This window comes from Humidesulfovibrio sp. (assembly GCF_030689645.1).
Taxonomy (GTDB): domain Bacteria; phylum Desulfobacterota; class Desulfovibrionia; order Desulfovibrionales; family Desulfovibrionaceae; genus Humidesulfovibrio.
In genome coordinates this window covers 41,180-64,843 of record NZ_JAUYFU010000077.1, presented here as the reverse complement: position 1 = coordinate 64,843, position 23,664 = coordinate 41,180, and the positions used below count along the sequence as shown (strand labels likewise).

Genomic DNA, 23,664 nt, shown 5'->3' with positions numbered 1-23,664 from the left:
CTTCCCCTTCCTTGGGAGTTCGCGGGCAGGCACGGTCCGTGTGCCGAAAATAACCCTTATCGATTGCTTTTTCGTCCATTAGTACGGCAAACTTTAGCCCCGAATGACAGATTCACCTGGCTCGGCATAGTTGGACCTGTCACGATCCTTGCAGTCAGAGGCAAGAAGGAGTCCCATGCTGCACGAAAAGAGCGCCATCAAGAGCGGAAAGCCTGCTGTCGCCCACGCGGAGCCTGTCTTTGCAGACGGGCAGTTGGTGGACTTGCGTCTTGGCGTGGGCGGAAAAAAGTGGAGCCTCTGGGGCCGTGGCGGGCGCGAACGCGAGGAGGCTCTAGCTGATTGCGTGCCGCCGCGCAGCCTGCCAGTGCTGTTGGGTCCGAGCCTTGGCCGCTGCTTGGAACTGCTGACTCGCAGCGGCGGACCAGTGGCCGTTGTGGACAACGAGGCCGCCGTCTGGGAGATTACCGGCCTGCGTCGGCGTTTCGGCGCTGCGCCAAACATCCTGTGGTGCGCCGCCGCCGATGCCGAGACAGCGCTGGCCGAGTTGACCCGCTGGCAGGCGGAGCACGGGGGGCTCCCCTTCGCTCCTTTGATGGCTCCGGCTTCACGTCGCGTGTGCCCGGCATTGTACGGCGCGCTGTTTGACGTATTGTCCGCCAGCGCCAAGGCTAATTTCTGGGATAAGGCCGCGTACCCGAAGTTCCGGTCTGCAAAGCCGCGTGTGTTGTTTCTGGACCGCCCATATTTTCTCAACGCCGAGATCAAGGCCGCCCTGACGCAGCTAGACGTGCCCTGGTCGCCCTTGGCCGTGCCTGTTGCTGATCAGGGCAGCACCGCCTTCGTGGAAGACCTGCTGCGCAGGGTGCTGGACTTCCGGCCTGATTTCGTCCTCACGGTGAATCATTTTGGCCTGGACAGCCAGGGCCGCCTGTCGGAATTGCTGGAACGTCTTGGCCTCCCGTTGGCCTCTTGGTTCGTGGACAACCCGCACCTCATCCTTTCCCGCTATCAGGGCCTTGCCCGGCCCGGCACCGCCCTGTTCACCTGGGACGCGGACAATGTTCAGAGCCTGGGCGCCGCGGGGTTCGAGCATGTCCACTATCTGCCTCTGGCCACGGACGTGAGCCGTTTTCGCCCTGGATTGCCCTCTGGCCCGGAAACCTGGCGCGCGGATGTCTCCTTCGTGGGCGACTCCATGGTCCGCGCCGTGTCCGAGAGCCTGGCGGCCTGCGCAGCCGTGCCCGAACTTGTCCGTAACTACGTTGACATCGCCGCAGGGTTCGGTGAGTCGTCCGAGCGCGACGTTGACGCCTATCTTGCAAGCGCGCATCCGGAGCTTGCCGCGAGGCTGCGCGCACTGCCTGACACGACCCAGCGTCTGGCCTGCGAGTCGCTTTTGACCTGGGAGGCCACGCGTCAGTATCGCTGGGCCTGCGTGACCGCCCTGGAGCCCTTTGCGCCGGTCATCGCTGGTGATTCCGAGGGGTGGTGCAACGCCTTCGGACCGGTAAGTTCTGCGAGGTTTTTACCGCGCCTGGACTACTATGACGATCTGCCCCGGTTCTATCCCATGAGCCGCGTAAGCCTCAATTGCACCAGCCGGCAAATGAAGGGCGCGGTGAATCAACGGGTGTTCGACGTGCCTGCCAGCGGAGGCTTTGTGCTTACCGACAGGCGCGAGCAGTTGGATCGTCTGTTTGAGCCAGGACGCGAGGTTCTGGTGTATGATGAGCCTGGAGAGGTCGCGGAGCTCGCGTTGCGCTGCCTGAAAGACAGCGCCTTGCGCTCGCGGGTGGGCGATGCCGCACGGGCACGCATACTTGCGCAGCATACATACGTTCACAGGATGGCGGAGTTGTTGGGCCTCATGCGCGCCACTTTCTCGTAGCCGCAGCAGTTTCTGTGGCCGGACAAAGCGGTCTTGAGAAATGCGGCATTCTTTGCCATAGTCAGCAATGTGTCATGTGACGCCACCAAGTGCGGAGGGCGCAGTGTCCGACGAAAAGCATACAGATCTCGATCACGCAGCGGCACCAGGCGGGGCTATGTTCTCCTGCGCCTCATGCGGCCACACCCAGGCTCTTCCGGAACAGCTCCTTGGACGCGAGGCCAAGTGCCCCCAATGTGGGCAGCATGGCAAGGTGGTGCGTCCCCCGCAGCCCGAGCCGGGCGTCGACGACGTAAAGCTGGACGATCTGGTTGAGGCCGAACCGCCAAAGGCCGTTTCCGCAACGCCAGCGGAAAGCCCTGGAGCTCTGGCCGTGGATGCAGGCCCACGGCTTGAAACCACCATGGGGCATCTGCGCCATTTCTTTTCCGGCAATTTGCTGGTGAACTTCTTTTCCGGCATTGTCGGCGGCGGCTACGAACTGCTGGTCTGTATGGCTCTGGCCATGCTGGCCCTCACGGTCAACACCGCAGCCGGGCTCACGCCGCACGCGCTGGTGCTCACCCTCGTGCCCGCAGTGCTGGGCTCCGTGTTCTTTGCCCTGCATGGAAGGCTGCCCGTCGCCCTTGGCGGGCCGGACCCCGCAGCGACGGTGTCGGTGTTTCTGCTTCTGGGGGTCTTGAGTGCGGATCTCCTGGGCCATGTATCTGGGGCGACCTTGACCGCAACCCTTGTGGCGGGGCTGACTCTTTCTGTGCTTTTATCCGGTGCTTTTGGGGTGCTGCTGTCACGGTTTGGACTTGCGGAGCGAGTCCGTTTTCTGCCGTCGGAGGTGCTTGGCGGAATGCTTGCAGGCTTTGGCCTGCTGCTGGTCAAGGCGTGGCTTGAGGTTATGGCTCAGGTCGACCCGGCCTTGGCCGCTCTTACCGTCCTGCCGCTCGTCGAAGTGCCCAACGCTCTTGCCAGCGCGTCGCATATCTGGGGGCCTGCCGTGGGCTTCGGCGCGGCATATTTTCTGGTGCAAATGACTCTGGGCGGCCTCATCTGGCCGCTTTTGCTCGCTACGCTGACCATTGGCGTCTGGAATCTGCTGGCCGTGTTCCCTCATCTGGTGCCAGGGCTGACCACCGGGCCATTGTCTGGCCTGGCCGTCCTGGCCGCCGCACAGCCGGGTCTTCCGCCAATGCTGGACCTGAGCGCGCTGCCGGGTCTTTTTCAAGCGCAGCATCTGGCGCACATCGATTGGCCGGCGCTGGCCTCTCGCGCTGACTTCTTCGCCGCAGCGGTTGTTGTCGCCATTCTCCCTTCACTCATGCGCACGCCCATTTTGGAGTCTGTTCTTGAGCGCGACTCCGACCCGGATAAGCAGATGTGCATGGTCGGCGCCTCCTCCCTGCTATCCGGCCTTGCGGGGGCTTTGCCTTCATCCTTGTCGCTTTCCGGCAGCTTGGGGCTGCGGGCTCTGGGAGCCGCCGGGCCCTTGGCCGGGTTCACCGTCGGTCTCGCGTGCCTTGGCTTTCTGTTGGCTGGACAGCCGATTTTGCAGCATATTCCGACATTTGTCCCCCTGGGCATCCTGCTGGCCATGGGGCTCGTCATGCCCGTGAGCTGGTTGCTGCGCGATGCTCGCAACCCACTGTCGCGCAAGGATGACAATCGCGCTGCCTGGACCTCATGCCTGATGGTGGCGTTTTTGGGGCCGGTGCTGGGCGTTTTCGCCACCCTGGGCCTGGGAGCAATGCTGAGCCTTGCGCGCGCCGTTTCCGGTGGGGGGGTTCGCTTTACGCAAAGCGGCGACGTATATCACAGCAATGTCGACCGCTCACCCGCTGAGCGTCGAACCTTGCGGGAGCGCGGGGGACAGATCCTTGTGCTGCGGCTTCAGGGATTCTTGTTTTTGGGCACGTTATACGACCTTTGGCGCATCGTCGCCAACCGGCTTGCTTCGCAGTCCCTGCGTTACGTGCTGCTTGATTTCGGGGCCGTCACCGGGCTTGGTGCCTCTGCCTCCACCGGCTTTCGACGGCTGGAGACCCTGGCGCGGCAACGCGGGCTTTTGCTCTATCTCACCAGCGTGCCTTTGGAGCTTGAGGAGCATCTTGAGGGGTTGGGCTATCGCATGGATGATTCCGGAGGCGTGTGCCGCGTGGCATTGAACCTGGACTATGCTTTAGAGTTCTGCGAGGACGCGATTCTAGCCGGAGTCGCGGCTGAAGCTGGAGATGGATTACAGGAGCAGCATCAGACGACCTTGGAGGAGTTGCTGGCGGCAACCTTCCCGGATCCACGGCTGGTGCCTGCGCTTATGAAGTGCCTGGAGCGGGTTGAGGTGCCCAGGAAGCATCGCTTGATGCAGCAGGGCGAAGCCTCGGACTGCATGTATTTCCTCCAATCTGGCAAGGTGCAGGTGGAGCTGGCGTTGCCGGGCGGCAAGCTTTTGCGTTTGAAGAAGATGGGACCGGGCACCGTGTTCGGCGAAATGGGCATTTATACCAACGCCCCGCGCTCCGCCTCAGTCATCGCCACGGAGCGCTGCGTTGCGTTCAAGCTTTCGGTGGAGCGCTTCACGCTTATCCAGCAAAAGGCCCCGCAGTTGGCGGCGGCGGTGAACCGCTTCATCGTTACCCTCCTGGCCGAGCGCGTTGCCGAGGAAAACGCCAAGAACCGGGCTGCCCAAATGTAGGTGTCTGGGCGGTCTCTCTACCCTGCGTTCAACCCCAGGCGGAAAGGTCGAGGCGTTCGCGCTTGCGGTAGGCTGTGCCCTGGAAGGTGGCGATGGTCTCGCCGTCCTCGTTTTTGACTTCCACCACATAGGTCGCCAGGGGGCCGGAAACGGCGGTCTCCCGCGCGTGTGCAGTAAGGCTGCTGCCGCAGGTGGCAGCCTTGGTGAAGGCTATGCTGGCGTTGACCCCAAGGGCCAGGGTGCCGTGGGAGTTGGCAGCCGCGCCAAAGGCCAGATCCGCCAGGGTGAAGATCGCCCCGCCCTGCGCCACATCCGCCCCGTTCAGGTGTTTCTCCTCAATGGTCATGGCCGCAGTGGCCACACCCAGGCTGACGTCCGTCACCTGAATGCCAAGATTCATACACAATCTGTCGCGGTTGTTGAAGAAACGCTTGAGCCTGGCGTAACGTTCGGCGCGTTCGGCGTTGGTCAGGTGCGGGGTGGTCATCAGCTGTCCTCCAGATTGAAAAAGGAGCTGGCGTTCCGGCCTGTGGCGATCCAAACAGCCTCTGACGCAAGGCCTTTGACCTCGGCCACGCAGGCTGCGGTAAAGCCAACCAGGGCCGGGTGATTGCGTTTGCCGCGCCAGGGCTCGGCGGTAAGGTACGGGCAGTCTGTTTCGATCAGCATGCGCTCAAGGGGGATCGTCTCCACTGCTTCGCGCAGTGCGCTGTTGCGTCCGTAGCTCACTGGGCCGGGGATGCTCACATGCCAGCCGTGGTCCAGAACCAGCCGCGCCTGGGACGCATCGCCGCCGAAGCAGTGCCACAAAAGCTTGCGCCCGCTGAAGCCGGCGTCTTCAAGCGTGCGTATGGTGTCGTCAAAGGCGTTGCGGCTGTCTGACGCGTCGCGGCAATGAATCACCGGGGGCAGGCCGAGTTCTGCGGCCAGGGCCAACTGCGTGCGGAACACCTGCTGTTGCAGTTCGTGCGGGTGGTCGTCCCAGTAGTAGTCCAGGCCGATTTCGCCCAGGGCCTTGAGGCGCGGGTCTGCGGCAAAGGCTTGGCGCATGGCTTCCACCGTTTCCGGCGTGCACTGGTCGGCATTGCCAGGATGGATGCCGAGGATGAAGAACACCTCCGGCCTGTGGTCGAAGTAATGGCGGTTCTTGTGGTAGGCCTGCGGACCGAGAAACACGTTGCCGATGCGGGACACGCCGCAGGCGCGGGCACGGTCGAGAAGATCTTCACGGTCGGCGTCGAAGTCGTCCAGGTCCATGTGCGCGTGGGAATCCACTCCGGCCAGGGGCAGGCCGAGGGTCTCCGGCTCTGGCCGGGGGGGCTTGTTCTTTTTTGACATGCTGCTCTGGGTTCTTCTCAGGTGGTTTCCAGGCGCGACCAGAGCTCAAGCACGCTGTGGCGCTGGATGTCCAAGGTGTATGCGTCGGCGGTGGCGCGGGCATTGGCCAGGGTTGTGGAGAGATTGGGACTATCCGCAAGCGCCCAGGTTGCGGCTGTTTTCAGGTGCAGGGCCGCGCCCAGGATGTCCGCGTCGGCGCTCCAGAGGCCGTTGCCGCCCCATGGGACATCACGCACCGGCCACCAGGGGGCGAAGGGAGCAGGGTCCTGGTCAGCGGCGAGCGCCTGACGCATGTAGTCCGCGCCGCCAAAGCCCATGAAGCCGACGGGCAGGCAGCCGCAGGCCATGGCCTCAAGGGGCGGCAGGGGGCAGCCCTCGGGGAAGCCCGTGGCCAGAAATATGTGCGCGGAGGCCAGGGCCTCGGCCACGCCGGAGGCGGGCAGGCCGGAGATCTCCACCCAATCGCATCGTGCGGCAAGGTCTTCGTCCAGGTTCTGGAATGTTTCCTGAATCTGTTTAGCCAGGGCTTTGTTCTTGCGCGGCATCCAGGCGATGCGGATGCCATCGGCCGGGTCGGGCTTTGCTTTGGGAGCGCGGAAAAGGTTTGTGTCGATGCCAGGACGCAGTACGGGCGCGCTCTGGCCGGTGGTGGCGGCGACAAACTGCGCCACCGGGTCGGACACGGCGGCGAAAATCACAGGCAGCTTGCGCCAGCTGACTCCCTCCGGCAAGGCGGAGAGCAGGTAGGCCCAGTTCTGCACGTAGACCAGGCAGCGGGCGCCTGCGTTGAAGCCGGGCGCAAGGGCGTTGACCCAGCCTTCCGGCACGACCCAGAGATCCTGCGGGGTGAGCTGGAGCTGGTCCCAGGGGACCACGGGCGCATCCACCCAGGCCTCGGAGGGAGACCAGCCCTGGCCTTGGCCGGACGTTTCGCGCGGGACAAGAAAGGCCTCGCGGCCCGAGGCTGTAAGGAAGGCGGCCATGCGCCGGATGACGGTGATGCCTCCGGCGGCCTGGCGCACGGGCGGCAGAAAGAAGAATGTCCGCATGACCATTGGCAAACCACAATCGCCGGGCTTTGGCAAGCCGGGCTCAGGGCTGTGGCTGGGCCGCCCCTTCGGCCAAGAGCTTCGCAACATACTCCGCCAGGGCTTCGCGCCAGTGTCGAGGCGTGTATCCCGCCCGTCGTGCGGTCTCGGAGAGATCAAGCACAGAGTATGCCGGGCGTTTGGCGCGGGTGGGGTAGCCGCTGGTGCGGATGGGGATCACCTTGCATGGGCTATGGGCCAGTTCGATTGCCGCGGAGGCCAGCTCATGCCAGGTGGCCGGGCCGGAGTTGGCTGCGTGCAGAAGGCCCGCCGCTCCGTTTTTCAGCAGCGCCACGGTCAGCGCGGCCAGATCAAGGGTGTATGTGGGCGATCCGAACTGGTCTGACACGACGCTGAGTTCTGGTCGTTCGGCTGCCAGTTCAATCATCCGTTGCACGAAGTTCATTTTGCCCGGCCCGAAGAGCCAGGCCGTGCGCAGGATGAGCAGGCCGGGGATGTCGAGGGCCAGCAAGGCCTCTTCGCCTGCCCGCTTGGAAGCGCCATAGACCGACAGCGGGTCCGTGGCGTCAGTGGGCAGGTAGGGGGTGCGCTTGGCGCCGTCGAAAACGAAGTCCGTGGAAAAATGCACCAGCCTGTGGCCGCGTTCTTCGGCCAGCACGCCGAGCAGGGCGGGCAGGGCGGCGTTGAGGCGGTAAGCCTCCTCTGGGGCGTCCTCGGCCTTGTCCACTTGGGTGTAGGCCACGGCGTTGACCAGGCAAAGCGTGGCCGGGTCGTAGTCCTCGTCGGAAAGGGGCGGCTCGAAGGTGTCCAGGAAATCGTCCAGGGCGTCGGCGTCGAAGTAGTCCACGTCGGCGTTGGAAACGGGTATGGCCTCAACACCGGCAGCGGCCAGCGCGTCAACCACGGCGCGTCCCAGCAGGCCGTTTCTGCCGCCGAAGACCAGCGCTTTTTCGGGCAGGCTCATGAGCGCTCCTTGTACCAGCGGTCCATGAATTTGAGGTAGGCGCCGCTTTGCACCTCGTCCAGCCACACGGAATTGGCCTGGTACCAGGCGATGGTGCGCGACATGCCCTCGGCAAAGGTGACGGACGGGGCAAAGCCAAGCTCACGCTCCGCCAGGTCGAAGTTCATGGCATAGCGGCGGTCATGGCCGGGGCGGTCGGTGACGAAGCGGATGAGGCTGTCGTTCTGCCCGGTGAGGCGCAGGATGGTGCGCACCACTTCGATGTTCGGCATCTCCGCCGCGCCGCCGAAGTTGTACACTGCCCCCGGACGTCCCTTTAACAACGCCAGTTCTACGCCCCGGCAGTGGTCATCCACGAAGATCCAGTCGCGTACATTCTGGCCGTCGCCGTATACGGGCAAAGGCTCGCCCTTGATGGCTTTGGTGTACATGAGGGGGATGAGCTTTTCCGGGAACTGGTAGGGGCCGTAGTTGTTGGAGCAGCGGGTGACGACCACGTCCTGGCCGTAGGTCTCGTGGTAGGCGCGGGCCAGCAGGTCGGCCCCGGCCTTGGAGGCCGAGTATGGGCTGTTGGGCGCCAGGGGCGTGTTTTCGTGGAACTGTCCTGTTTCGCCCAGGGAACCGTAAACTTCGTCCGTGGAGACATGCACCACGCGCTTGATTCCGGCGCGCCGGGCGCAATCCAAAACGTTCTGCGCACCCAGTACGTTGGTCACCACAAAGGGAGCGGGGTCGTCGATGGAGCGATCCACATGGCTTTCAGCCGCGAAATTCACCACTGCGTCGACGGCATGCTCCGCCAGCAGGGCGGAAACCAGGTCGCGGTCGCAGATGTCGCCATGGATGAAGACGTAGGCGCTGCCCGCCTCAGCCTCAAGGGCCCGCAGGCTGCCCAGGTTGCCCGCGTAGGTGAGCTTGTCCAGATTGACGAGCTGCCAGTCGGGGTGGCGCTGGCGCATGGCGTAGAGGAAATTGGCCCCGATGAATCCGCAGCCGCCGGTGACGAGAAGGCGCATGAGTCGCTCCTTATGCTTTATGGTTCAGCGTGTAGTACCCGCTGGTTGGCCCGTGTGCAAGGGCGTTGGGCAAACCTCAGGACAAGGCGCCCAGGCCGTTTGTCTGGCGCAGAGACTCGTACAGCAGGATTCCCGCCGCGGTGGAGAGATTCAGGCTGCGCACTGTGTCCAGGGTGGGGATGCGCACGCGAAGCGGGCAGAGGTCGAAAAGAAATTCCGGCAGACCGCGCGTTTCCGGCCCAAGTACTATGGCGTCGCCGGGCTCGAACCGGAAATCATGGTGCGGCACGCCGCCGCGCGCGCTGGTAAGCACCACGCGGCTCGGCCCCACCGATATGAGGGCGGATTCAAAGGCGGCCCAGTGTGGGTGCACGTAAAGGTTCACGTTTGGCCAGTAGTCCAGCCCGGCGCGTTTCAGATGCTTGTCGTCGATCTTGAAGCCCAGCGGCTCGATGAGATGAAGCGGGGTGGCAGTTGCCGCGCAGAGCCGGGCGATGTTCCCGGTGTTGGGCGGAATTTCCGGCTGGTAGAGCACGATGCGCATGATGTTTCCTGTGTAGAAGGCCGGGACTCAGAACGAAAAAAGCCCCGCGAGGCGGGGCTGATTTCTCCTGGTGGGCGATCCGGGATTTGAACTCGGGACTTCCACCGTGTGAAGGTGGCACTCTAACCGCTGAGTTAATCGCCCGTTGGGAAGGACTCTTTAAGGCAACCCCCGTCTCCTTGGCAAGCATTTTTTGCGGGAGCCCGCAAAATTTCCGCTTCGGCACCCTGCGCGCCAATGGCTCAACTGGCACAAAGCGCAAGATGGCGGAAGCGTATAGGAGTCGAACCTACCTGTGACCTCTCGACCACACACCAGATTTGAAGTCTGGGCGCCACACCGGTGACGATACGCTTCCGTGCCGGGTTCAAACGTGTAACCGCTTTGCCCGGGCTGCGCAAGGCCGCAAGCGCGCACGGGAGCGCCGTTTTCTCTAGCCCAGCAAGTCCAGGCTGGGGATGAAGATGCTGCCGCGCTTGCGAAGTTCGACGCGACCTTCCCGCTCCAAAATGTTCAACATGGTTGAGAGGGTTTGGCGCGTGGTGCCGAGCAGGCTGGCGAACTGCTCTGTGGTAAGACCCAGGTTCAGCAGCACGCCGCCGCCGGGCTGGGTTTCGCCGCTTTGGGAGGCCACGAAGCGCAGAAAACGCACCAGCCTGGTCTGCACGTCGCGGAAGGCCAGGTCGTCGATGATGCTGATGGAGTGTTTGAGCACCTCGCCCAGCACGCGCACCATGGCCCCGGTGAACTGCGGCAGGGACAGCATGTGGCGGCGCACCTGTGAGGTCTCTGCGCAGAGAAGCTGCGTGTCGTCAAGGGCGGAGACAAAGGCCCGCGTATGGGTGCTGTAGACATCGCCTCGCTCCAGGATGGCCAAGGTGAACTCCTTGTCCTCGTATGCCAGGTAGAGCCTCGCCCTGCCTTTACCCACGATGAAGATGATATCTTCGCTGTGCTGCGGCAGGAATATCTGCGATTTGCGGGTAAAGTTGCGTGTCTGGAAGCAGCCCGATAGCGCTTCCATCCCCGGCTGCTTCAGGGTCGTCAAGATGTCGATGCCGCTTTGCATCATGTCGCGGCCCTCCTGCTTTGTTTCAATGTTGTATTCAGGGGGATTGGTGCGCGGCAGGCACGGCGACCCCGGCGTTCTGGAGCAGGCTAGGCGCGTTTGAGTGACCGCACAGGCAGATCAGCAGTTCGTCACACAGGGCGCTCACCAGGGCCTCCTCCGGCAGGCCGAGCACGCTGCCCGTGGAAAGCTGACGCTGCTTGAGGCCCTTCAGCATGGGCACGCGCAGCATGTGTTTCGGCAGGTCCAGGTGCGCGGGCGGAGCCTCTTGCGCATCGCAGCGGTTGAGGGCCAGCATCTGCCTGGAAAGCCCCAGGCCCCGTGCCAGGCGCGAGATCTCGCTGGCGGTGGAGAGCGCACGCAGGCTGGGCTCGCTGACCACCACAAGGGCATCCACATCGGCCACGGTGCCCCGGCCAAGGTGCTCCACGCCAGCCTCCATGTCCACCAGCACCCACTCTCGGCGGTCAAGAATCAGGTGTGCCAGCACGGCCTTGAGCAGGGCGTTGGCGGCGCAGGCGCAACCGCCTTCTCCACCGATGGCGCCCATGACCAGCAGGCGCTTCTGGCCGGGCTGTACGCCAGGAAGCGCAGGCCCGCCCAGGGGCAGCTCCACGCTTAGCGTCTCAGGTAGGTGCGAAACATCCGGATTCAGGCTCATGTAGCCCTGGCCGATGTGGCTTCGAATGATGTCTTCGCGCTCAGCCAGTGGCGCGGGCAGGGCCGACGGGTCGAGACCCGAGGCCTGGCCGAGGGACAGTGCCGTGTCCGCGTCCACCAGCCAGACGCTTTCGCCGCGCCGGGCCAGGTGATCGCCCAGCCAGGCCGCCATGCTCGTTTTTCCCGCGCCGCCCTTTCCCGCGAATGCGATCTTCATACTGCCGCTCCTGGCCAACTCGCCGTCTGATGCCGTTTGTTGCTGGCTGGCCGGAGGAGTACACTCCGGCCAGCCCAAGGAGGAGGATCAAGAATCAGAAACTAAGCGGGCAGGCCAAGGCCCAGCCGCTTCATTCGGATGCGCGCATCGAAGAGTTCCGCCGCCTTCACCGGGTCGGGCTCGATGACGAAGCTGGCGCCAACCATGCCTTCAAGGCCGGACACGGCAAGGTTGGTGACCACGCTCGAACCCAGTATGTGCGGCGGGTGGCCCAGGTGGGTGTAGATGCCGCTGGCCACGGCGTAGAGGCCGATGGCCGCCGCCTTCTCGGAGTACCATTCGGGCGAACTTGCGCCAACGGGCAGGTCGCTGATGTCCACCCCAAGTTCGTTGGCCAGGGCGGCGCAGAGTTGAAGGATGCGCGAGTTGTCGACGCAGGAGCCGTAGTGCAGCACGGGCGGAATGCCCAAGGCTCCGCACACGGCCTGGAGGCCCGGCCCGGCCATGCCCGCGCCCTCGGGCACCAGCAGCCCGGCCTTGCCGGCCGCCGTGGTCACGCAGCCGGTGACGATGACCAGTATGTCCCTTTTGATGAGTTCTTTGGCCAGGCCCACGTTCATGGAATCCTGCTGGAACTTTGGGTTGTTGCAGCCGACGATGCCCACCGCGCCGCGGATCTTTCCCGCTTTGATGGCGTCGATGAGCGGCGTGAGGCTGCCGCCCAGGGCGGCTATGACAGCCTCGTTGCTGAAGCCGGTCATTATGTCCACGGGCTCGCCGGGAATATTCACGCGGGCCGGGTCGCGCCGGGCGAAGCCGTCCACCGCGATGCCTACCATCTCTTTGGCCTGACTCAGGGCGTTGTGCGGATGGATGTCGTAGTGGATGGCCCCGGTGAAGCGGGCCTTGTTCGCCGTATCAAAGAACTTTGTGTGGTAACAGTGGGAGATCTGCACCAGGCTCGGCATGATGCACTGGTAGTCCACCACGATGGCCTCCACCGCGCCGGTGATGATGGCCAGTTCAGTCATGAGGTGATTGCCCGCCATGGGAATGCCCTGGCGCATGAGCAGTTCGTTGCCGGTGCAGCACAGGCCGACGATGTTGATGCCAGCAGCGCCCAGCGCCTTGGCCTTGGCAATGAGCTCGGGGTCGCGCGCGGCGGCCAGGACCATCTCAGACACTACTGGGTTGTGCCCGTGCACCAGGATGTTCACCATGTTCTTCTTGATGGTGGCGAGATTGGTGGTTGAGCGGCGGGGCGTGGGCGTTCCGAATATCACATCGGAAAGCTCGGTGCCAATCATGGAGCCGCCCCAGCCGTCGGCCAGGGCCGTGCGCGCGGCGTGAAGCATGGTGTTGGGCGCGTCGTTGTCGCAGCCCATATGGGTGCGGTGCATCATCTCAGCAATTTCGCGGTCAATCCCGCGCGGGGTGATGCCGAGCCTGGCCCAGATGTCTTTTCGCTTCTGCGGCACGCGTGAAAGAAATGCCAGCTCCCGCTTGCGGCTGCCAAAGTCGGCGTAGCAGATGCCCATGAGGTCGCGGGCCACGTCATTGAGTTCGCGGCCCTCGCACTCAATGCCCAGCTCGACGGAGATACGCAGCAGTTTAGCTTCGTCGCGGATGGAGTAGTCGGCTGTTTGACCTTCCACGATGGCTTCCAGCACCTCGATCAAGTCGCGGCCATGATCCGAGTGCCCTGCGGCTCCGCCAGCCACAAAGCGGCCAAAGTTTCGGGCCACTATGACGTGCTCGTCAGCGCCGCAGACGCCGAGGCGCATTTTTGAGCCTGGTTTGCTGCTGATACGGCAGGGACCCATGGTGCAGTTGCGGCAGGTGGTGCCCAATTCGCAGAATTTGCAGTGCGGCGTCTGGGCCTGTAAGCGGTCCCAGGCCGTAGCTATGCCCTCGGCGCGAGCTTTGGCTATCATTTCCTTGGCGTCGTCCCAGATGGTCATGTCGTCGATGTTCAGTTCCTTGCGTTCCTTGAGCATGGGGGGCTTCCTCCGGGTGGGCTTGGCTGATGTGTGCATATGGTCGTTGCCGTGGACCGAGTATGATGTGGTTATTGCCCAGCGAGGTCGACAGGTCTGTCGTCTGGCTGACAGTGATGTCTCTGTTTTGCGTTCATTTGGAATTTTAATGATAGGATATTGGGCTTGAGCTGAAAGGAATGCTGAGGAGGAAGGAAGGGAATAATTAAGAGGTAGGTTTCGCGGGTCGGCTTGGATGTTGGCCCCTTGCTTTTTCGCACGTATGGCTTATCTTGCAGTCCATTGGCAGGTTCTTGAGCCGGGAAACAGCCCGTCTGCAACGGCTTACGATCCGATACCGACCCACAGCGCAAGCCCGTCATTGGAGGTTCTCCTCTTGAATAGCTTTACAAAGAATCTGCTCATCTGGGCGACCATCTCCCTGGTAATGGTCGTCCTTTTCAACCTTTTCAGCCAGTCACCCGCGCCGCAGCTCAAGCTGTCATACAGCGACTTCGTCACGCGGGTAAAGGACGGAGAGGTCGTATCTGTCAAGATTCAGGGCCAAAAGATCACCGGCGTCATGACCGGCGACAAAAAGTTCGTAACCTTTGCGCCCAACGACCCGAACCTGGTGCCCTCGCTTGTGAGCAGCAAGATCCAGGTGACTGCAGAACCCCCAGAGGATTCCCCCTGGTACATGACGCTTCTGGTGTCGTGGTTCCCCATGCTCTTGCTTATCGGCGTGTGGATTTTCTTCATGCGCCAAATGCAGGGAGGCGGGGCCGGCGGCAAGGGCGCCATGAACTTTGGCCGCTCCAAGGCCCGGCTCATCAGCGAGGACACTCAAAAGGTGACCTTCGAGGATGTTGCAGGCGTGGATGAGGCCAAGGAGGAGCTGTCGGAAATCGTCGACTTCCTGCGCGAGCCCAAGAAGTTTACTCGCCTTGGAGGGCGCATTCCAAAGGGCGTGCTGCTCGTCGGCCCTCCGGGCACAGGCAAAACGCTGCTTGCGCGAGCTGTTGCGGGCGAAGCCGGCGTGCCGTTCTTCTCCATCTCCGGCTCGGACTTTGTTGAAATGTTTGTCGGCGTTGGCGCTTCGCGCGTCCGCGATCTCTTCTTGCAGGGCAAAAAGAATGCGCCTTGCCTTATCTTCATCGACGAGATTGATGCCGTTGGCCGCCAGCGCGGCACCGGCATGGGCGGCGGTCACGATGAGCGCGAGCAGACCCTTAACCAGCTGCTCGTTGAAATGGACGGCTTCGAGTCCAATGACGGCGTCATCCTCATCGCCGCCACCAACCGCCCGGACGTGCTCGACCCTGCGCTGCTTCGTCCTGGCCGTTTCGACCGCCAGGTGGTGGTGCCCACCCCGGACGTGCGCGGACGCAAGCGCATTCTGGCCGTGCATACCAGGAAAAGCCCTCTCGCCGAGGAAGTCGATCTGGACATCCTCGCCCGCGGCACGCCAGGCTTCTCCGGCGCGGACCTGGAGAACCTGGTCAACGAGGCTGCGCTCCATGCCGCCAAAATGGGCAAGGACCGCGTGAACATGACGGACTTCGAGGAAGCCAAGGACAAGGTCCTCATGGGCAAGGAGCGCCGCAGCATCATCCTCTCCGACGAGGAGAAGAAGACCACGGCCTATCACGAGGCTGGACACGCCCTTGTGGCCAAGCTCATTCCCGGCACCGACCCTGTGCACAAGGTGACCATCATTCCGCGCGGCATGGCCCTGGGGCTTACTCAGCAACTGCCCGTGGATGACCGTCACAATTACTCTCGCACATACCTTGAGAACACGCTTGCCATGTTCTTCGGCGGTCGCGTGGCTGAGGAGCTTGTGCTGAACCAGCTCACGACGGGCGCCAGCAACGACATCATGCGCGCCACGAAGATGGCCCGCAACATGGTCTGCCAGTGGGGCATGAGCGACAAGTTCGGCCCCATGAGCTACGGCGACGATGGGCAGCAGGTGTTCCTTGGCCGCGACTTCATGCAGCACAAGGACTACTCCGACGATACCGCCCGGCTCATCGACGCGGAGATCCGCCGCTTTGTGGATGATGGTTACCAGCGCGCCAAGAAGCTGCTCTCCGAGAACATGGAACACTTGCACAAGATCGCCGAGGCCTTGCTTGAGCGCGAGAGCCTGAGCGGCGACGAGATCGACATGCTCATGCGCGGCGAGATTCTGCCGCCCCCGGTTGAGGAAGGCAGCGTGCGGCGTGCGGCCAAGGTTTACGAGGACATGAGCCGCAAGTTCGGCGACACGCCTCCGATCGAGGGCCAGGCGGCTGCGTCGACTGGTGCTCAGGCCGAGTCTGGCGCTGCCAAGGAGCCTGAAGCGGAATTCAAACTGGAAGAGGTCGCGCCGACCCCGCCCAGGAAGCCATTCAAGCCTGACCAGGAAGATTAGTGCTCGGCGCGGAAACGTGGACCGTGATGGGGGGCAGGGTGCTCGGCCCTGCCCCCTTTTTGTTGGCTGGCATCATTAATGCCACGCCAGATTCCTTTTATGACGGCGGGCGGCATGTTGCTCCCGCCGCCGCTGTTTTGCAGGGGCGCCGGCTCATTGATGACGGTGCGCACATCCTGGATGTTGGCGGTGAGAGCACCCGCCCTGGCGCTTTGGAGGTGTCCGAAGCCGAAGAGTTGGCGCGCGTGGTGCCGGTGATTCGCGAGCTTGCCGCCTTGCAGCTGCGAGACATGGACGGCCTGCCGGGTCTTTTTCCCGTGCTGGCGGTGGACACATATAAAGCCAAGGTTGCCGCTGCTGCTCTCGAAGCCGGGGCGCTTATCGTCAACGACGTGTCCGCCTGCCGCTTCGACCCCGTTCTGCTTGATGTTGTCGCCCAGTACAAGCCCGGCTATGTGCTCATGCACAGCCAGGGCGAACCACGCACCATGCAGAATGCCCCGCGCTACGGCGACGTGGTGGACGACATCTGCGCATTTTTTGAGGAGCGGCTGGACGTGCTTACTGCCGCAGGGCTCCCGGAGGCCAACATCGTGCTTGACCCCGGCATCGGTTTTGGCAAACTGCTTGAGCACAATCTGGCGATTCTTCGCAGTATAGAGCGTTTTAGAAAATTTGGCCGCCCGGTATATATGGGCTTGTCGAACAAGGCCCTCTGGGGCACACTCCTTGGGCTTGGCCCGCAGGAACGGCAGCAGGCTACGGCCACTGCCACGGCCCTGCTGGTGGCGCGCGGCGTGCTGGTGCATCGTGTGCATGAAGTGGCGCTCTCGCGCCAAGCCGCTTTGGTGGCAGCTGCAATATCGGCATAAGGCGAGTGGATGGAATATCTCATCGGGTTCAACGTGGCCTGGCGCGAGGCCCTGGACATCCTGCTTGTGGCGGCCATCTACGCCTACATCATCCACTTGGTGCGCGGAACGCGCGCCGTGGCGGTGATCTACGGCCTGGTGCTCGTCCTGCTCGTGTACTACCTGTCCAACGAGCTTGGCCTCTATTCCCTCAACTGGCTTCTGACCAATTTCCTCGGCTCCATAGTGCTCATTGTCATCATCTTGTTCCAGGGCGACCTGCGCCGGGCGCTGGCCCAGATGGGCGCAGGACGTTTCTGGAAAAAGCCGCAGCTCTCCGAGGCCATTGTGGAAGAGCTGTCCCAGGCGGTGATGGCTTTGGCCAAGGCCAAGGTGGGCGCGCTCATCGTCATTGAGCGCTATGAGCCCCTTGGCGATGTGGTTGAGCGCGGCGTTCCCCTGGACGCCGTCATAACCGCCTCGCTGCTGACGACGATCTTTCAGGTGGGCACCCCCCTGCACGATGGCGCGGTGATCATCCGACGTGGCCGCATTGCCGCTGCCGGATGCATTCTGCCCCTGTCCTCCAAGCTCAAGGCGCAGAGCCTCTTCGGCACCCGCCACCGCGCGGCGCTGGGCATCAGCGAGGAGTCCGACTCCTTGTCCATCGTTGTTTCCGAGGAGCGCGGCACGGTGTCCATCGCCATGGGCGGACGCCTCACAACCTCCTTGAATGATCTGCGCCTGCGCCGGGTCATCAAGAACGCCCTGGAGCGGTAGCCGTGCTCAAGAACTGGAAGGATATCGCCATCGCCCTGGCATTGGCCATCCTCACCTGGTACCTGCTTACCGGGCGGGAGAAGGTCGAGGCCTGGGTGGACATGAGCGTGGAGATGACCAATGCGCCCGAAGGACTCACCATCCGCAAAGGCCTGGTAAGCAAGATCGAGGTGCGCGTGCGTGGGCCCAAGGGCCTTGTGCGCTCGCTGGACCGCCGCAAGTGGACCTATTCCCTCGATGTTAGCCGCCTCAAGGTCGGCGAAAATCTGGTGGATATCGACCGTGAGCGCATCCCGCTCTCCATGGCGTATGAGGTGGTTGAGGTGAAGCCTTCGCGCTTGCTTTTAACCGTGGACCGCATCGCCAAGAAAGAGGTTCCGGTCATCGCCGAATGGCGCGGCTCGCTGCGGCCCGACTACCGCCTGATTGAGATCAAGACGCATCCCGAAGTTGTGGAGGTGCGCGGGGCCGAGCGCCAGGTGAAGCAGATGACTCAGGCCCGCGTGTCCGTGCAGCTCGATTTCGAAGACCCGCCGTCCCTGTGGTCCGAGGACGTGCCCATCAAGCTGGCCGAGGGCGTTGAAGCCAACCCCGGGCAGGTGAAGGTGAGCCTGCGCTTCGGCCCGGAGATCAAGACCGCATGGGTTCGCGTGCCTGTGATCCTGGAGGCTGGCCCCGGCCTGCAGGCCAAGAGCAGCCAGAGCTACGTGCGTGTTCAGGTGGAAGGGCCGGTGCCCCTGCTGCGCGAAGCCGAAGCCGGGCGCGACATCGAGGGCCTGACCGCCGTTGTGGTATTGCCAGGCGGACTCAAGCCCGGACGCCATCCTGTGCGGTATCAACTGACAACCCCTGACGGGTTCCGCGTGCTTTCCCGCGAAACGGAAACCGTCGGCGTGACCATTCGCAAATAGCGCCCCTTGGCGTGAGGAGATCCCCAGTTCATGCGTGAAAAGCTGTTTGGCACCGACGGCCTGCGCGGCCGCGTCAACGAATATCCCATGACCCCGGAAGTGGCCCTGCGCCTTGGCCTGGCCGCCGGGCAGAAATTCCGCAACGGCAAGCGCAGGCACAAAGTCATCATCGGCAAAGATACGCGCCTGTCCGGCTACGTGTTCGAAACCGCGCTCACCAGCGGGTTTTGCGCCATCGGAATGGATGTGTTCCTTGTGGGCCCCATGCCCACTCCGGCAATCAGCTTTCTTACGCGCAACATGCGCGCGGATCTGGGCGTGGTCATATCCGCCTCGCACAATCCTTTCAGCGACAACGGGATTAAGTTCTTCGACCATGAGGGCTTCAAGCTGCCCGACGAAGTGGAGAGCGAAATCGCCGCCATGGTGCTGGCCGAGAGCCCGGTCTGGGACTTCCCCGCACCGGACCGCGTGGGGCGCGCCAAGCGCATCGTGGACAGCTGGGGCCGCTACATCGTGTATCTGCAGCACACCTTCCCGCGGGAGATGACCCTTTCCGGCATGAAGATCGTGCTGGACTGCGCCCATGGCGCAGCCTACGGCGGTGCGCCCCAGGTCTTTGAGGAGCTGGGGGCCGAGGTCATCACCATGGGCGTTACGCCCAACGGCGTGAACATCAACGACGGCTGCGGCTCGCTGTTCCCTGACAAGCTCGCGGCCAAGGTGCGCGAGGTGGGCGCTGACATAGGCTTGGCGCTGGACGGCGACGCTGACCGGCTCATCGTGGTGGACGAGCAGGGCAAGGTGCTGGACGGCGACCAGATCATGGCCCTGTGCGCTCAGGACATGCTGGAGCAGGGCAAGCTGGCGGGCGGGTTGCTTGTGGCCACGGTCATGAGCAACATGGCGCTCGAAATGTTCATGCGCGACCAGGGGGGGAAACTTCTGCGGACCCCGGTGGGCGACCGCTACGTTGTGGAGGCCATGCGTCGCGAGGGCGCTGTGCTGGGCGGCGAGCAGTCCGGCCACCTCATCTTCATGGACCACTCCACCACCGGAGACGGGACCCTTGCCGCATTGCAGCTCCTGCGCATCATGTGCCAGAAGAATCTGCCCCTGTCGCTTCTGGCCCATCTCATCGAGCCCTTTCCTCAGGTTATGGTCAATCTGCGTGTTGAGAAAAAGGTGCCCTTCGAGGATCTTCCGGAAGTCGGCAAGGCCGTGGCCGCAGTGGAGGCCGAGATGCGTGGCCGAGGCCGCGTGCTCTTGCGCTATTCCGGCACAGAGCCCAAGGCTCGGGTCATGGTGGAGGGAGAGGACAAGGCCAAGGTTGAGCAGTACGCTGGCGATATCGCCCAGCTTCTAGAACGCAGCCTGCGTTCCTAGCTTCGCCGCAGCATCAGGAGGAGAAAGCCCATGGACGTGCGCAAGGTCGTGATCCCCGTTGCAGGTTGGGGCACCCGCTCGCTTCCCGCCACCAAGAACATCCCCAAGGAGATGCTTCCCATCTTCAAGAAGCCGGTGGTGCAGTACGTTGTGGAGGAGGCGCAGGCTTCTGGCATCAACACCGTGGTGCTGGTCACCAGCCAGAACAAGACCATCATCGAGGACCACTTCGACCACAACCTGACCCTGGAGAACCTGCTTGAGCGCAAGGGCAAGACCGAGCTGCTGAAGGAGGTCCGGGATGTGGCGAACATGGTGGAGATCATCGCCGTGCGCCAGAAGATCCAGCTGGGCCTTGGCCATGCCGTGCTTTGCGCGCGCGAGGTTTGCAAGAACGAGCCCTTTGCTGTCATGGTGGGCGATGATCTCATGTTTGGCATGAAGCCCGGCATTCAGCAGCTTCTCGATGTGGCCAAGAGCGAGAACATGGCCGTTGTGGGCGTCATCGAGGTGCCCGAGAACAAGGTTGACCGCTACGGCATCATCGATGGCGAGGAGTACCGCCCCGGCGTGTACCGCGTGCGCAGCCTGGTGGAGAAACCGGCCCTGGGCACCGCCCCTTCGCGCCTTGCCATAGTGGGCCGCTATGTGCTCACGCCAGACATTTTCGACTACCTGGAGAAGCTTGAACCCGGAGTGGGCGGCGAGTTACAGCTTACCGACGCCCTGCAAGGCCTGGCGAGCAAGAATCGCCTGCTGGCGGTGAAGCTGCGCGGACAGCGTTTCGACGCTGGCGACTGGGTGGAATACCTCACGGCCAACATCTACTTCGCCCTGCACGACGAGGATCTGCACGACGACCTTGTGCGGCGCATCCAGGAACTCGTGCCCTGCAAGGGCCGGTAGGGGCCGGGACCGGCAGCATGGCCGCCCCCAGGCAGGCCTCCGGGCCGGGCATTTGGCAGGTCTGGCTGGCCAGCCCGCCTTATGCCGCGCTCACGTACCTTTGGCCCCACTGGCTGCCCGAGCCCGTGCCCGGCCTGCGCGTCCTTGCTCCCTTGAGCCGGGGCCTGCGCGTGGGCGTGCTAGAGCGCCCCTGTGATAACCCGCCAGAGGGCGTGGAGCTCAAGCCGCTGCTCTGGCCGCTGGAGCAGACCCCGGTCCTCGACCCTGACACCCTTGAGCTTGTGCGCGACCTTGCCGCTAGGCACATGGCCCATCCAGGCCGCGTGCTGGAGCTCATCTTGCCGCGCGGCCTGCGCACGGCCCAGGTGCGCTTCGACGTTGATCACAAGGACTTTGCGCGCAGCCTGGCGCCCAAGGCTTTGGCCGCCATGACGCCGGAGCAGTTGACCGCCCTGGCCCACGCCTGGGCGGAAGGGCGCATGCGCGTGCGCATCAGTCTGCGCAGGCAGGCCCAGGAACTCTACGCCTGCCTGGCGGCAGATCCGCCTTGGCCCGTGCGGCCCAATGCCGTGAGCCAGTTGCGCCTGCTGGAGCGTCTGTTCGAGTCCGGCCCCATGAGTTTGGGCGCAGTGCGCGCGGTCTTCGGCGATTCTGGCCAGCAGGCATTGAAACGCCTGACCCTGTCCGGGCTGGTGCGTTTGGGCGATCCTGACGAGGCAGCTGAGTCCCTGGACGATGTTCCGGCCATAACGCCTGATCCTCCCGAGTGCGCGCCTGGCCCCTTGGCCTTGACCGCAACGGACGAACAGCGCGCCGCCCTGGACGAACTGCTGCCCGCCCTGGAAAGCCCGGAGGCGCGGATGTCCCTGGTGCACGGGGTCACTGGCAGCGGCAAAACGCACATTTATCTGGAACTCACCCGCCGAGCTCTGGCTCTGGGCCGCTCGGCGCTGCTCATGGCGCCGGAGGTGGCGCTCGCCAGCCAGTTGTGGCGGCAGGTTCGCGCGGCCTTTCCCGATGCCGAAGCTTACTTCTCACACGGCTACCAGACCCCTTCCCGCCGGGAGGAAACCTTTGCCCGCGTGGCCTCTGCGCGCGGGCCGGTGCTGGTGGTGGGCACGCGCTCAGCCTTGTTTCTGCCCTTGCGCAATCTGGGGCTGGTGGTGCTTGATGAGGAGCACGACGAATCCTACAAGCAGGAGGAGCGCCTGCCTTACCATGCCAAGGAGCTGGCCTTCACGCGCATCCGGCGGTCCGGCGGGCTGCTCGTGCTTGGCTCGGCCACGCCGGACGTGAAGACTTTTCATGCTGCGCAAAACGGCCAACTGCCGTTGCAGGCCCTGGCGCGTCGGGTGGGCTGCCGTCCCATGCCCGCTGTCCGTCTGGTGGATATTTCCGGGGCCAAGGCCGACGAGCCCTTTGCGCCGGAGTCTCTCGCGGCCATCCGTGGCGCGCTGGAAGGCGGGGAGCAGGTCATCGTCATGCTGAACCGCCGGGGCTATGCGCCGGTGATGTACTGCATGTCCTGTGAGGAAGTGCCCAAGTGCCCGGAATGCCAGGTTGGACTGACCTACCACAAGTTGCGTGAACGGCTGACCTGCCACTACTGTGGTTTTACCCATCCCTATCCCATGCCCTGCGCCAAGTGCGGCGGCACCATGTTCGTGCCCATGGGCGATGGCACTGAGCGCATCGAGGAATACTTCCAGCAGACACTGGGGCACAAGGTTTCAGTGCTGCGCATGGACCGCGACAGCGCGCGAAGGCAAGAGCGTCTGGACGAGATTCTGCGTCGCTTTGCCGCGGGCGAGGCCCAGGTGTTGGTGGGCACGCAGATGCTCTCCAAGGGGCACCACTTTCCAGGCGTGACGCTGGTTGTGGTCGCCAACGCCGACATGGGCCTCAATTTGCCGGATTACCGGGCGGCCGAACGCACCTTTCAACTGCTGGTGCAGGTGTCGGGGCGTGCGGGCCGGGGTGAGAAGTCCGGCCAGGTGCTCATCCAAACGCGTAATCCGGCGCATCCGTTTTGGCATTTTGTGCTAGGCGCAGATTACGCCGGGTTCTACGAACGCGAGATTGCCCAGCGCCAGCGCTTCCGTTATCCACCCTTCACCCGCTTGGCGCTTCTGCGCCTCAGCTGTCCGGTTGACGCCGAGCATTTGCAGCAATGTCTTCAGGCTTTCGGCAAGACTCTGCGGGAGACGGCGAAGCCCCTGGGCGTGGATGTCCTCGGCCCGGCTCCGGCCCCACTGGCCCAGTTGAAAGGGCGTAAGCGCTTCAACTGTCTGCTGAAATGTTCGGACTGGCAGTCCATACGCAGCCTGTACAGCGCCCTTTCCCGCGCAGGGGCTGTGCCGAAAGCCTTCCGCCTGGAACTTGATCTCGATCCCGTGAACATGCTGTGAGTCAAAGCCTCGACAAGATGTGTAGCCGGATGTATCACAACCACATGCGCCATCTCATTTTTCGCCAACATGTCCTTGCAGCTTGCGTGCTCGTCGGGCTTGGGCTTGCGCCCGGTCTGGCTCATGCTCAGCAGAAAATCGGCTTTGTGAACCCGCAGCGCGTGGTGAACGAGACGCGCCTGGGCCAGATGGCCAAGGCCGATCTTGCCCGCTATGTAGCGGAGAAGGACCGCCTGGCCAAGGAGAGCGCCGCCCAGGTGGCGCTGCTGCGCAAGGAGGCCGAAGGCACTGCGCTTTCTGCAACGGAGCGCACTCGGCGTGAGGAAGCCTACCGGCGTAAGAGCCATCTGCACGAGACCATGCTCCAGGAAAATGCTCGCGACATCAAGTCCGAGGAGGCCAAGCTGCTGCAGTACGTCATGCGCCGGGCCGACACCGTGCTTGAGGATATCGGCAAGAAGGGCGGCTATGCCATTATCATCACTGATCCCGCAGCCGTGGGCTACGTGGACAAGGCCACCGTGGATCTGACGGACCGCGTGGCCCGCGAACTCGATTCACGAGGCAAATAGTATGTTTCGGGCACCTTCATTATTTCG

General features: G+C 63.5%; 19 protein-coding genes and 2 tRNA genes. 10 read left to right on the top strand and 11 right to left on the bottom strand.

All coding sequences use genetic code 11. From position 1 onward, the window contains the following. Positions 1 to 175: 175 nt before the first annotated feature. Both Q8O35_RS10810 and Q8O35_RS10805 read left to right on the top strand, forming a co-directional pair. Positions 176 to 1,888 carry a glycosyltransferase gene (locus Q8O35_RS10810; protein WP_305573133.1) on the top strand — a complete coding sequence of 571 codons (1,713 nt, stop codon included), beginning with the start codon at positions 176 to 178 and terminating at the stop codon, positions 1,886 to 1,888. A 103-nt stretch (positions 1,889 to 1,991) separates the two neighbouring features. Further along, positions 1,992 to 4,571 (top strand): cyclic nucleotide-binding domain-containing protein, encoded by a 2,580-nt coding sequence (locus tag Q8O35_RS10805; RefSeq protein ID WP_305573131.1) that lies wholly within the window; start codon positions 1,992 to 1,994, stop codon positions 4,569 to 4,571. Between the two features lie 28 nt (positions 4,572 to 4,599). Here Q8O35_RS10805 and Q8O35_RS10800 read toward each other — a convergent pair whose 3' ends face one another. The 11 genes from Q8O35_RS10800 to cooS all read right to left on the bottom strand — a co-directional run bounded on the left by Q8O35_RS10800 (position 4,600) and on the right by cooS (position 13,425). Continuing rightward, positions 4,600 to 5,058, bottom strand: coding sequence for a PaaI family thioesterase (locus Q8O35_RS10800; RefSeq protein WP_305573129.1), 459 nt, complete (start codon positions 5,056 to 5,058; stop codon positions 4,600 to 4,602). After that, positions 5,058 to 5,909 (bottom strand): TatD family hydrolase, encoded by an 852-nt coding sequence (locus Q8O35_RS10795; protein WP_305573126.1) that lies wholly within the window; start codon positions 5,907 to 5,909, stop codon positions 5,058 to 5,060. Before Q8O35_RS10795 ends, Q8O35_RS10800 begins: the two co-directional genes overlap by 1 nt. 17 nt (positions 5,910 to 5,926) lie before the next feature. Beyond that, on the bottom strand, positions 5,927 to 6,958 hold the full coding sequence (locus Q8O35_RS10790) for a glycosyltransferase family 1 protein (protein WP_305573124.1): 1,032 nt from the start codon (positions 6,956 to 6,958) through the stop codon (positions 5,927 to 5,929). Positions 6,959 to 7,001: 43 nt separating this feature from the next. After that, positions 7,002 to 7,922, bottom strand: coding sequence for a dTDP-4-dehydrorhamnose reductase (rfbD, locus tag Q8O35_RS10785; protein WP_305573122.1), 921 nt, complete (start codon positions 7,920 to 7,922; stop codon positions 7,002 to 7,004). Further along, positions 7,919 to 8,938: a dTDP-glucose 4,6-dehydratase gene (gene rfbB, locus Q8O35_RS10780; protein ID WP_305573120.1), complete on the bottom strand. Its 1,020-nt coding sequence runs from the start codon at positions 8,936 to 8,938 to the stop codon at positions 7,919 to 7,921. The genes rfbD and rfbB overlap by 4 nt, the downstream gene beginning before the upstream one ends. A 76-nt stretch (positions 8,939 to 9,014) precedes the next feature. Next, positions 9,015 to 9,482 carry a tRNA (cytidine(34)-2'-O)-methyltransferase gene (locus tag Q8O35_RS10775; protein ID WP_305573118.1) on the bottom strand — a complete coding sequence of 156 codons (468 nt, stop codon included), beginning with the start codon at positions 9,480 to 9,482 and terminating at the stop codon, positions 9,015 to 9,017. A gap of 68 nt (positions 9,483 to 9,550) precedes the next feature. After that, positions 9,551 to 9,626 (bottom strand) — tRNA-Val (locus Q8O35_RS10770). Positions 9,627 to 9,746: 120 nt separating this feature from the next. After that, positions 9,747 to 9,840 (bottom strand) — tRNA-Sec (locus Q8O35_RS10765). A 75-nt stretch (positions 9,841 to 9,915) separates the two neighbouring features. After that, complete coding sequence (locus Q8O35_RS10760) at positions 9,916 to 10,554, bottom strand: Crp/Fnr family transcriptional regulator (protein WP_305573115.1); 639 nt, start codon at positions 10,552 to 10,554, stop codon at positions 9,916 to 9,918. Positions 10,555 to 10,588: 34 nt separating this feature from the next. After that, a complete protein-coding gene (locus tag Q8O35_RS10755) occupies positions 10,589 to 11,428 on the bottom strand; it encodes an ArsA-related P-loop ATPase (RefSeq protein WP_305573113.1) in 840 nt (279 codons plus the stop codon). 101 nt (positions 11,429 to 11,529) lie between these two features. Next, a complete protein-coding gene (gene cooS, locus Q8O35_RS10750) occupies positions 11,530 to 13,425 on the bottom strand; it encodes an anaerobic carbon-monoxide dehydrogenase catalytic subunit (RefSeq protein WP_305573110.1) in 1,896 nt (631 codons plus the stop codon). A 376-nt stretch (positions 13,426 to 13,801) separates the two neighbouring features. On the opposite strand from cooS, the gene ftsH reads away from it, so the two are divergent. The 8 genes from ftsH to Q8O35_RS10710 are packed head-to-tail and all read left to right on the top strand — an operon-like array spanning position 13,802 to position 23,637. Then, positions 13,802 to 15,823 carry an ATP-dependent zinc metalloprotease FtsH gene (gene ftsH / locus Q8O35_RS10745; protein ID WP_305573108.1) on the top strand — a complete coding sequence of 674 codons (2,022 nt, stop codon included), beginning with the start codon at positions 13,802 to 13,804 and terminating at the stop codon, positions 15,821 to 15,823. Positions 15,824 to 15,849: 26 nt separating this feature from the next. Continuing rightward, positions 15,850 to 16,695 (top strand): dihydropteroate synthase, encoded by an 846-nt coding sequence (folP, locus tag Q8O35_RS10740; protein ID WP_305573198.1) that lies wholly within the window; start codon positions 15,850 to 15,852, stop codon positions 16,693 to 16,695. Positions 16,696 to 16,704: 9 nt separating this feature from the next. Further along, positions 16,705 to 17,454: a diadenylate cyclase CdaA gene (gene cdaA, locus Q8O35_RS10735; protein ID WP_305573106.1), complete on the top strand. Its 750-nt coding sequence runs from the start codon at positions 16,705 to 16,707 to the stop codon at positions 17,452 to 17,454. 2 nt (positions 17,455 to 17,456) lie between these two features. After that, positions 17,457 to 18,365: a CdaR family protein gene (locus tag Q8O35_RS10730; protein ID WP_305573104.1), complete on the top strand. Its 909-nt coding sequence runs from the start codon at positions 17,457 to 17,459 to the stop codon at positions 18,363 to 18,365. Between the two features lie 30 nt (positions 18,366 to 18,395). Continuing rightward, on the top strand, positions 18,396 to 19,751 hold the full coding sequence (glmM, locus tag Q8O35_RS10725; RefSeq protein WP_305573102.1) for a phosphoglucosamine mutase: 1,356 nt from the start codon (positions 18,396 to 18,398) through the stop codon (positions 19,749 to 19,751). Positions 19,752 to 19,781: 30 nt separating this feature from the next. Next, entirely contained in the window at positions 19,782 to 20,657 is an 876-nt protein-coding gene (gene galU, locus Q8O35_RS10720) for a UTP--glucose-1-phosphate uridylyltransferase GalU (protein ID WP_305573100.1), read from the top strand. A gap of 17 nt (positions 20,658 to 20,674) precedes the next feature. Further along, entirely contained in the window at positions 20,675 to 23,065 is a 2,391-nt protein-coding gene (priA, locus tag Q8O35_RS10715) for a primosomal protein N' (protein WP_305573098.1), read from the top strand. Between the two features lie 44 nt (positions 23,066 to 23,109). Beyond that, positions 23,110 to 23,637 (top strand): OmpH family outer membrane protein, encoded by a 528-nt coding sequence (locus Q8O35_RS10710; protein ID WP_305573096.1) that lies wholly within the window; start codon positions 23,110 to 23,112, stop codon positions 23,635 to 23,637. Positions 23,638 to 23,664: the final 27 nt, after the last annotated feature.

Excerpts from the sequence above, each read along its gene's own strand:
- Q8O35_RS10810 (WP_305573133.1), top strand. The coding sequence starts at position 176 with ATGCTGCACGAAAAGAGCGCCATCAAGAGCGGAAAGCCTGCTGTCGCC.
- Q8O35_RS10800 (WP_305573129.1), bottom strand. The coding sequence starts at position 5,058 with ATGACCACCCCGCACCTGACCAACGCCGAACGCGCCGAACGTTACGCC.
- Q8O35_RS10795 (WP_305573126.1), bottom strand. The coding sequence starts at position 5,909 with ATGTCAAAAAAGAACAAGCCCCCCCGGCCAGAGCCGGAGACCCTCGGC.
- Q8O35_RS10790 (WP_305573124.1), bottom strand. The coding sequence starts at position 6,958 with ATGCGGACATTCTTCTTTCTGCCGCCCGTGCGCCAGGCCGCCGGAGGC.
- rfbD (WP_305573122.1), bottom strand. The coding sequence starts at position 7,922 with ATGAGCCTGCCCGAAAAAGCGCTGGTCTTCGGCGGCAGAAACGGCCTG.
- rfbB (WP_305573120.1), bottom strand. The coding sequence starts at position 8,938 with ATGCGCCTTCTCGTCACCGGCGGCTGCGGATTCATCGGGGCCAATTTC.
- Q8O35_RS10775 (WP_305573118.1), bottom strand. The coding sequence starts at position 9,482 with ATGCGCATCGTGCTCTACCAGCCGGAAATTCCGCCCAACACCGGGAAC.
- Q8O35_RS10760 (WP_305573115.1), bottom strand. The coding sequence starts at position 10,554 with ATGATGCAAAGCGGCATCGACATCTTGACGACCCTGAAGCAGCCGGGG.
- Q8O35_RS10755 (WP_305573113.1), bottom strand. The coding sequence starts at position 11,428 with ATGAAGATCGCATTCGCGGGAAAGGGCGGCGCGGGAAAAACGAGCATG.
- cooS (WP_305573110.1), bottom strand. The coding sequence starts at position 13,425 with ATGCTCAAGGAACGCAAGGAACTGAACATCGACGACATGACCATCTGG.
- folP (WP_305573198.1), top strand. The coding sequence starts at position 15,850 with ATGGGGGGCAGGGTGCTCGGCCCTGCCCCCTTTTTGTTGGCTGGCATC.
- cdaA (WP_305573106.1), top strand. The coding sequence starts at position 16,705 with ATGGAATATCTCATCGGGTTCAACGTGGCCTGGCGCGAGGCCCTGGAC.
- glmM (WP_305573102.1), top strand. The coding sequence starts at position 18,396 with ATGCGTGAAAAGCTGTTTGGCACCGACGGCCTGCGCGGCCGCGTCAAC.
- galU (WP_305573100.1), top strand. The coding sequence starts at position 19,782 with ATGGACGTGCGCAAGGTCGTGATCCCCGTTGCAGGTTGGGGCACCCGC.
- priA (WP_305573098.1), top strand. The coding sequence starts at position 20,675 with ATGGCCGCCCCCAGGCAGGCCTCCGGGCCGGGCATTTGGCAGGTCTGG.
- Q8O35_RS10710 (WP_305573096.1), top strand. The coding sequence starts at position 23,110 with ATGCGCCATCTCATTTTTCGCCAACATGTCCTTGCAGCTTGCGTGCTC.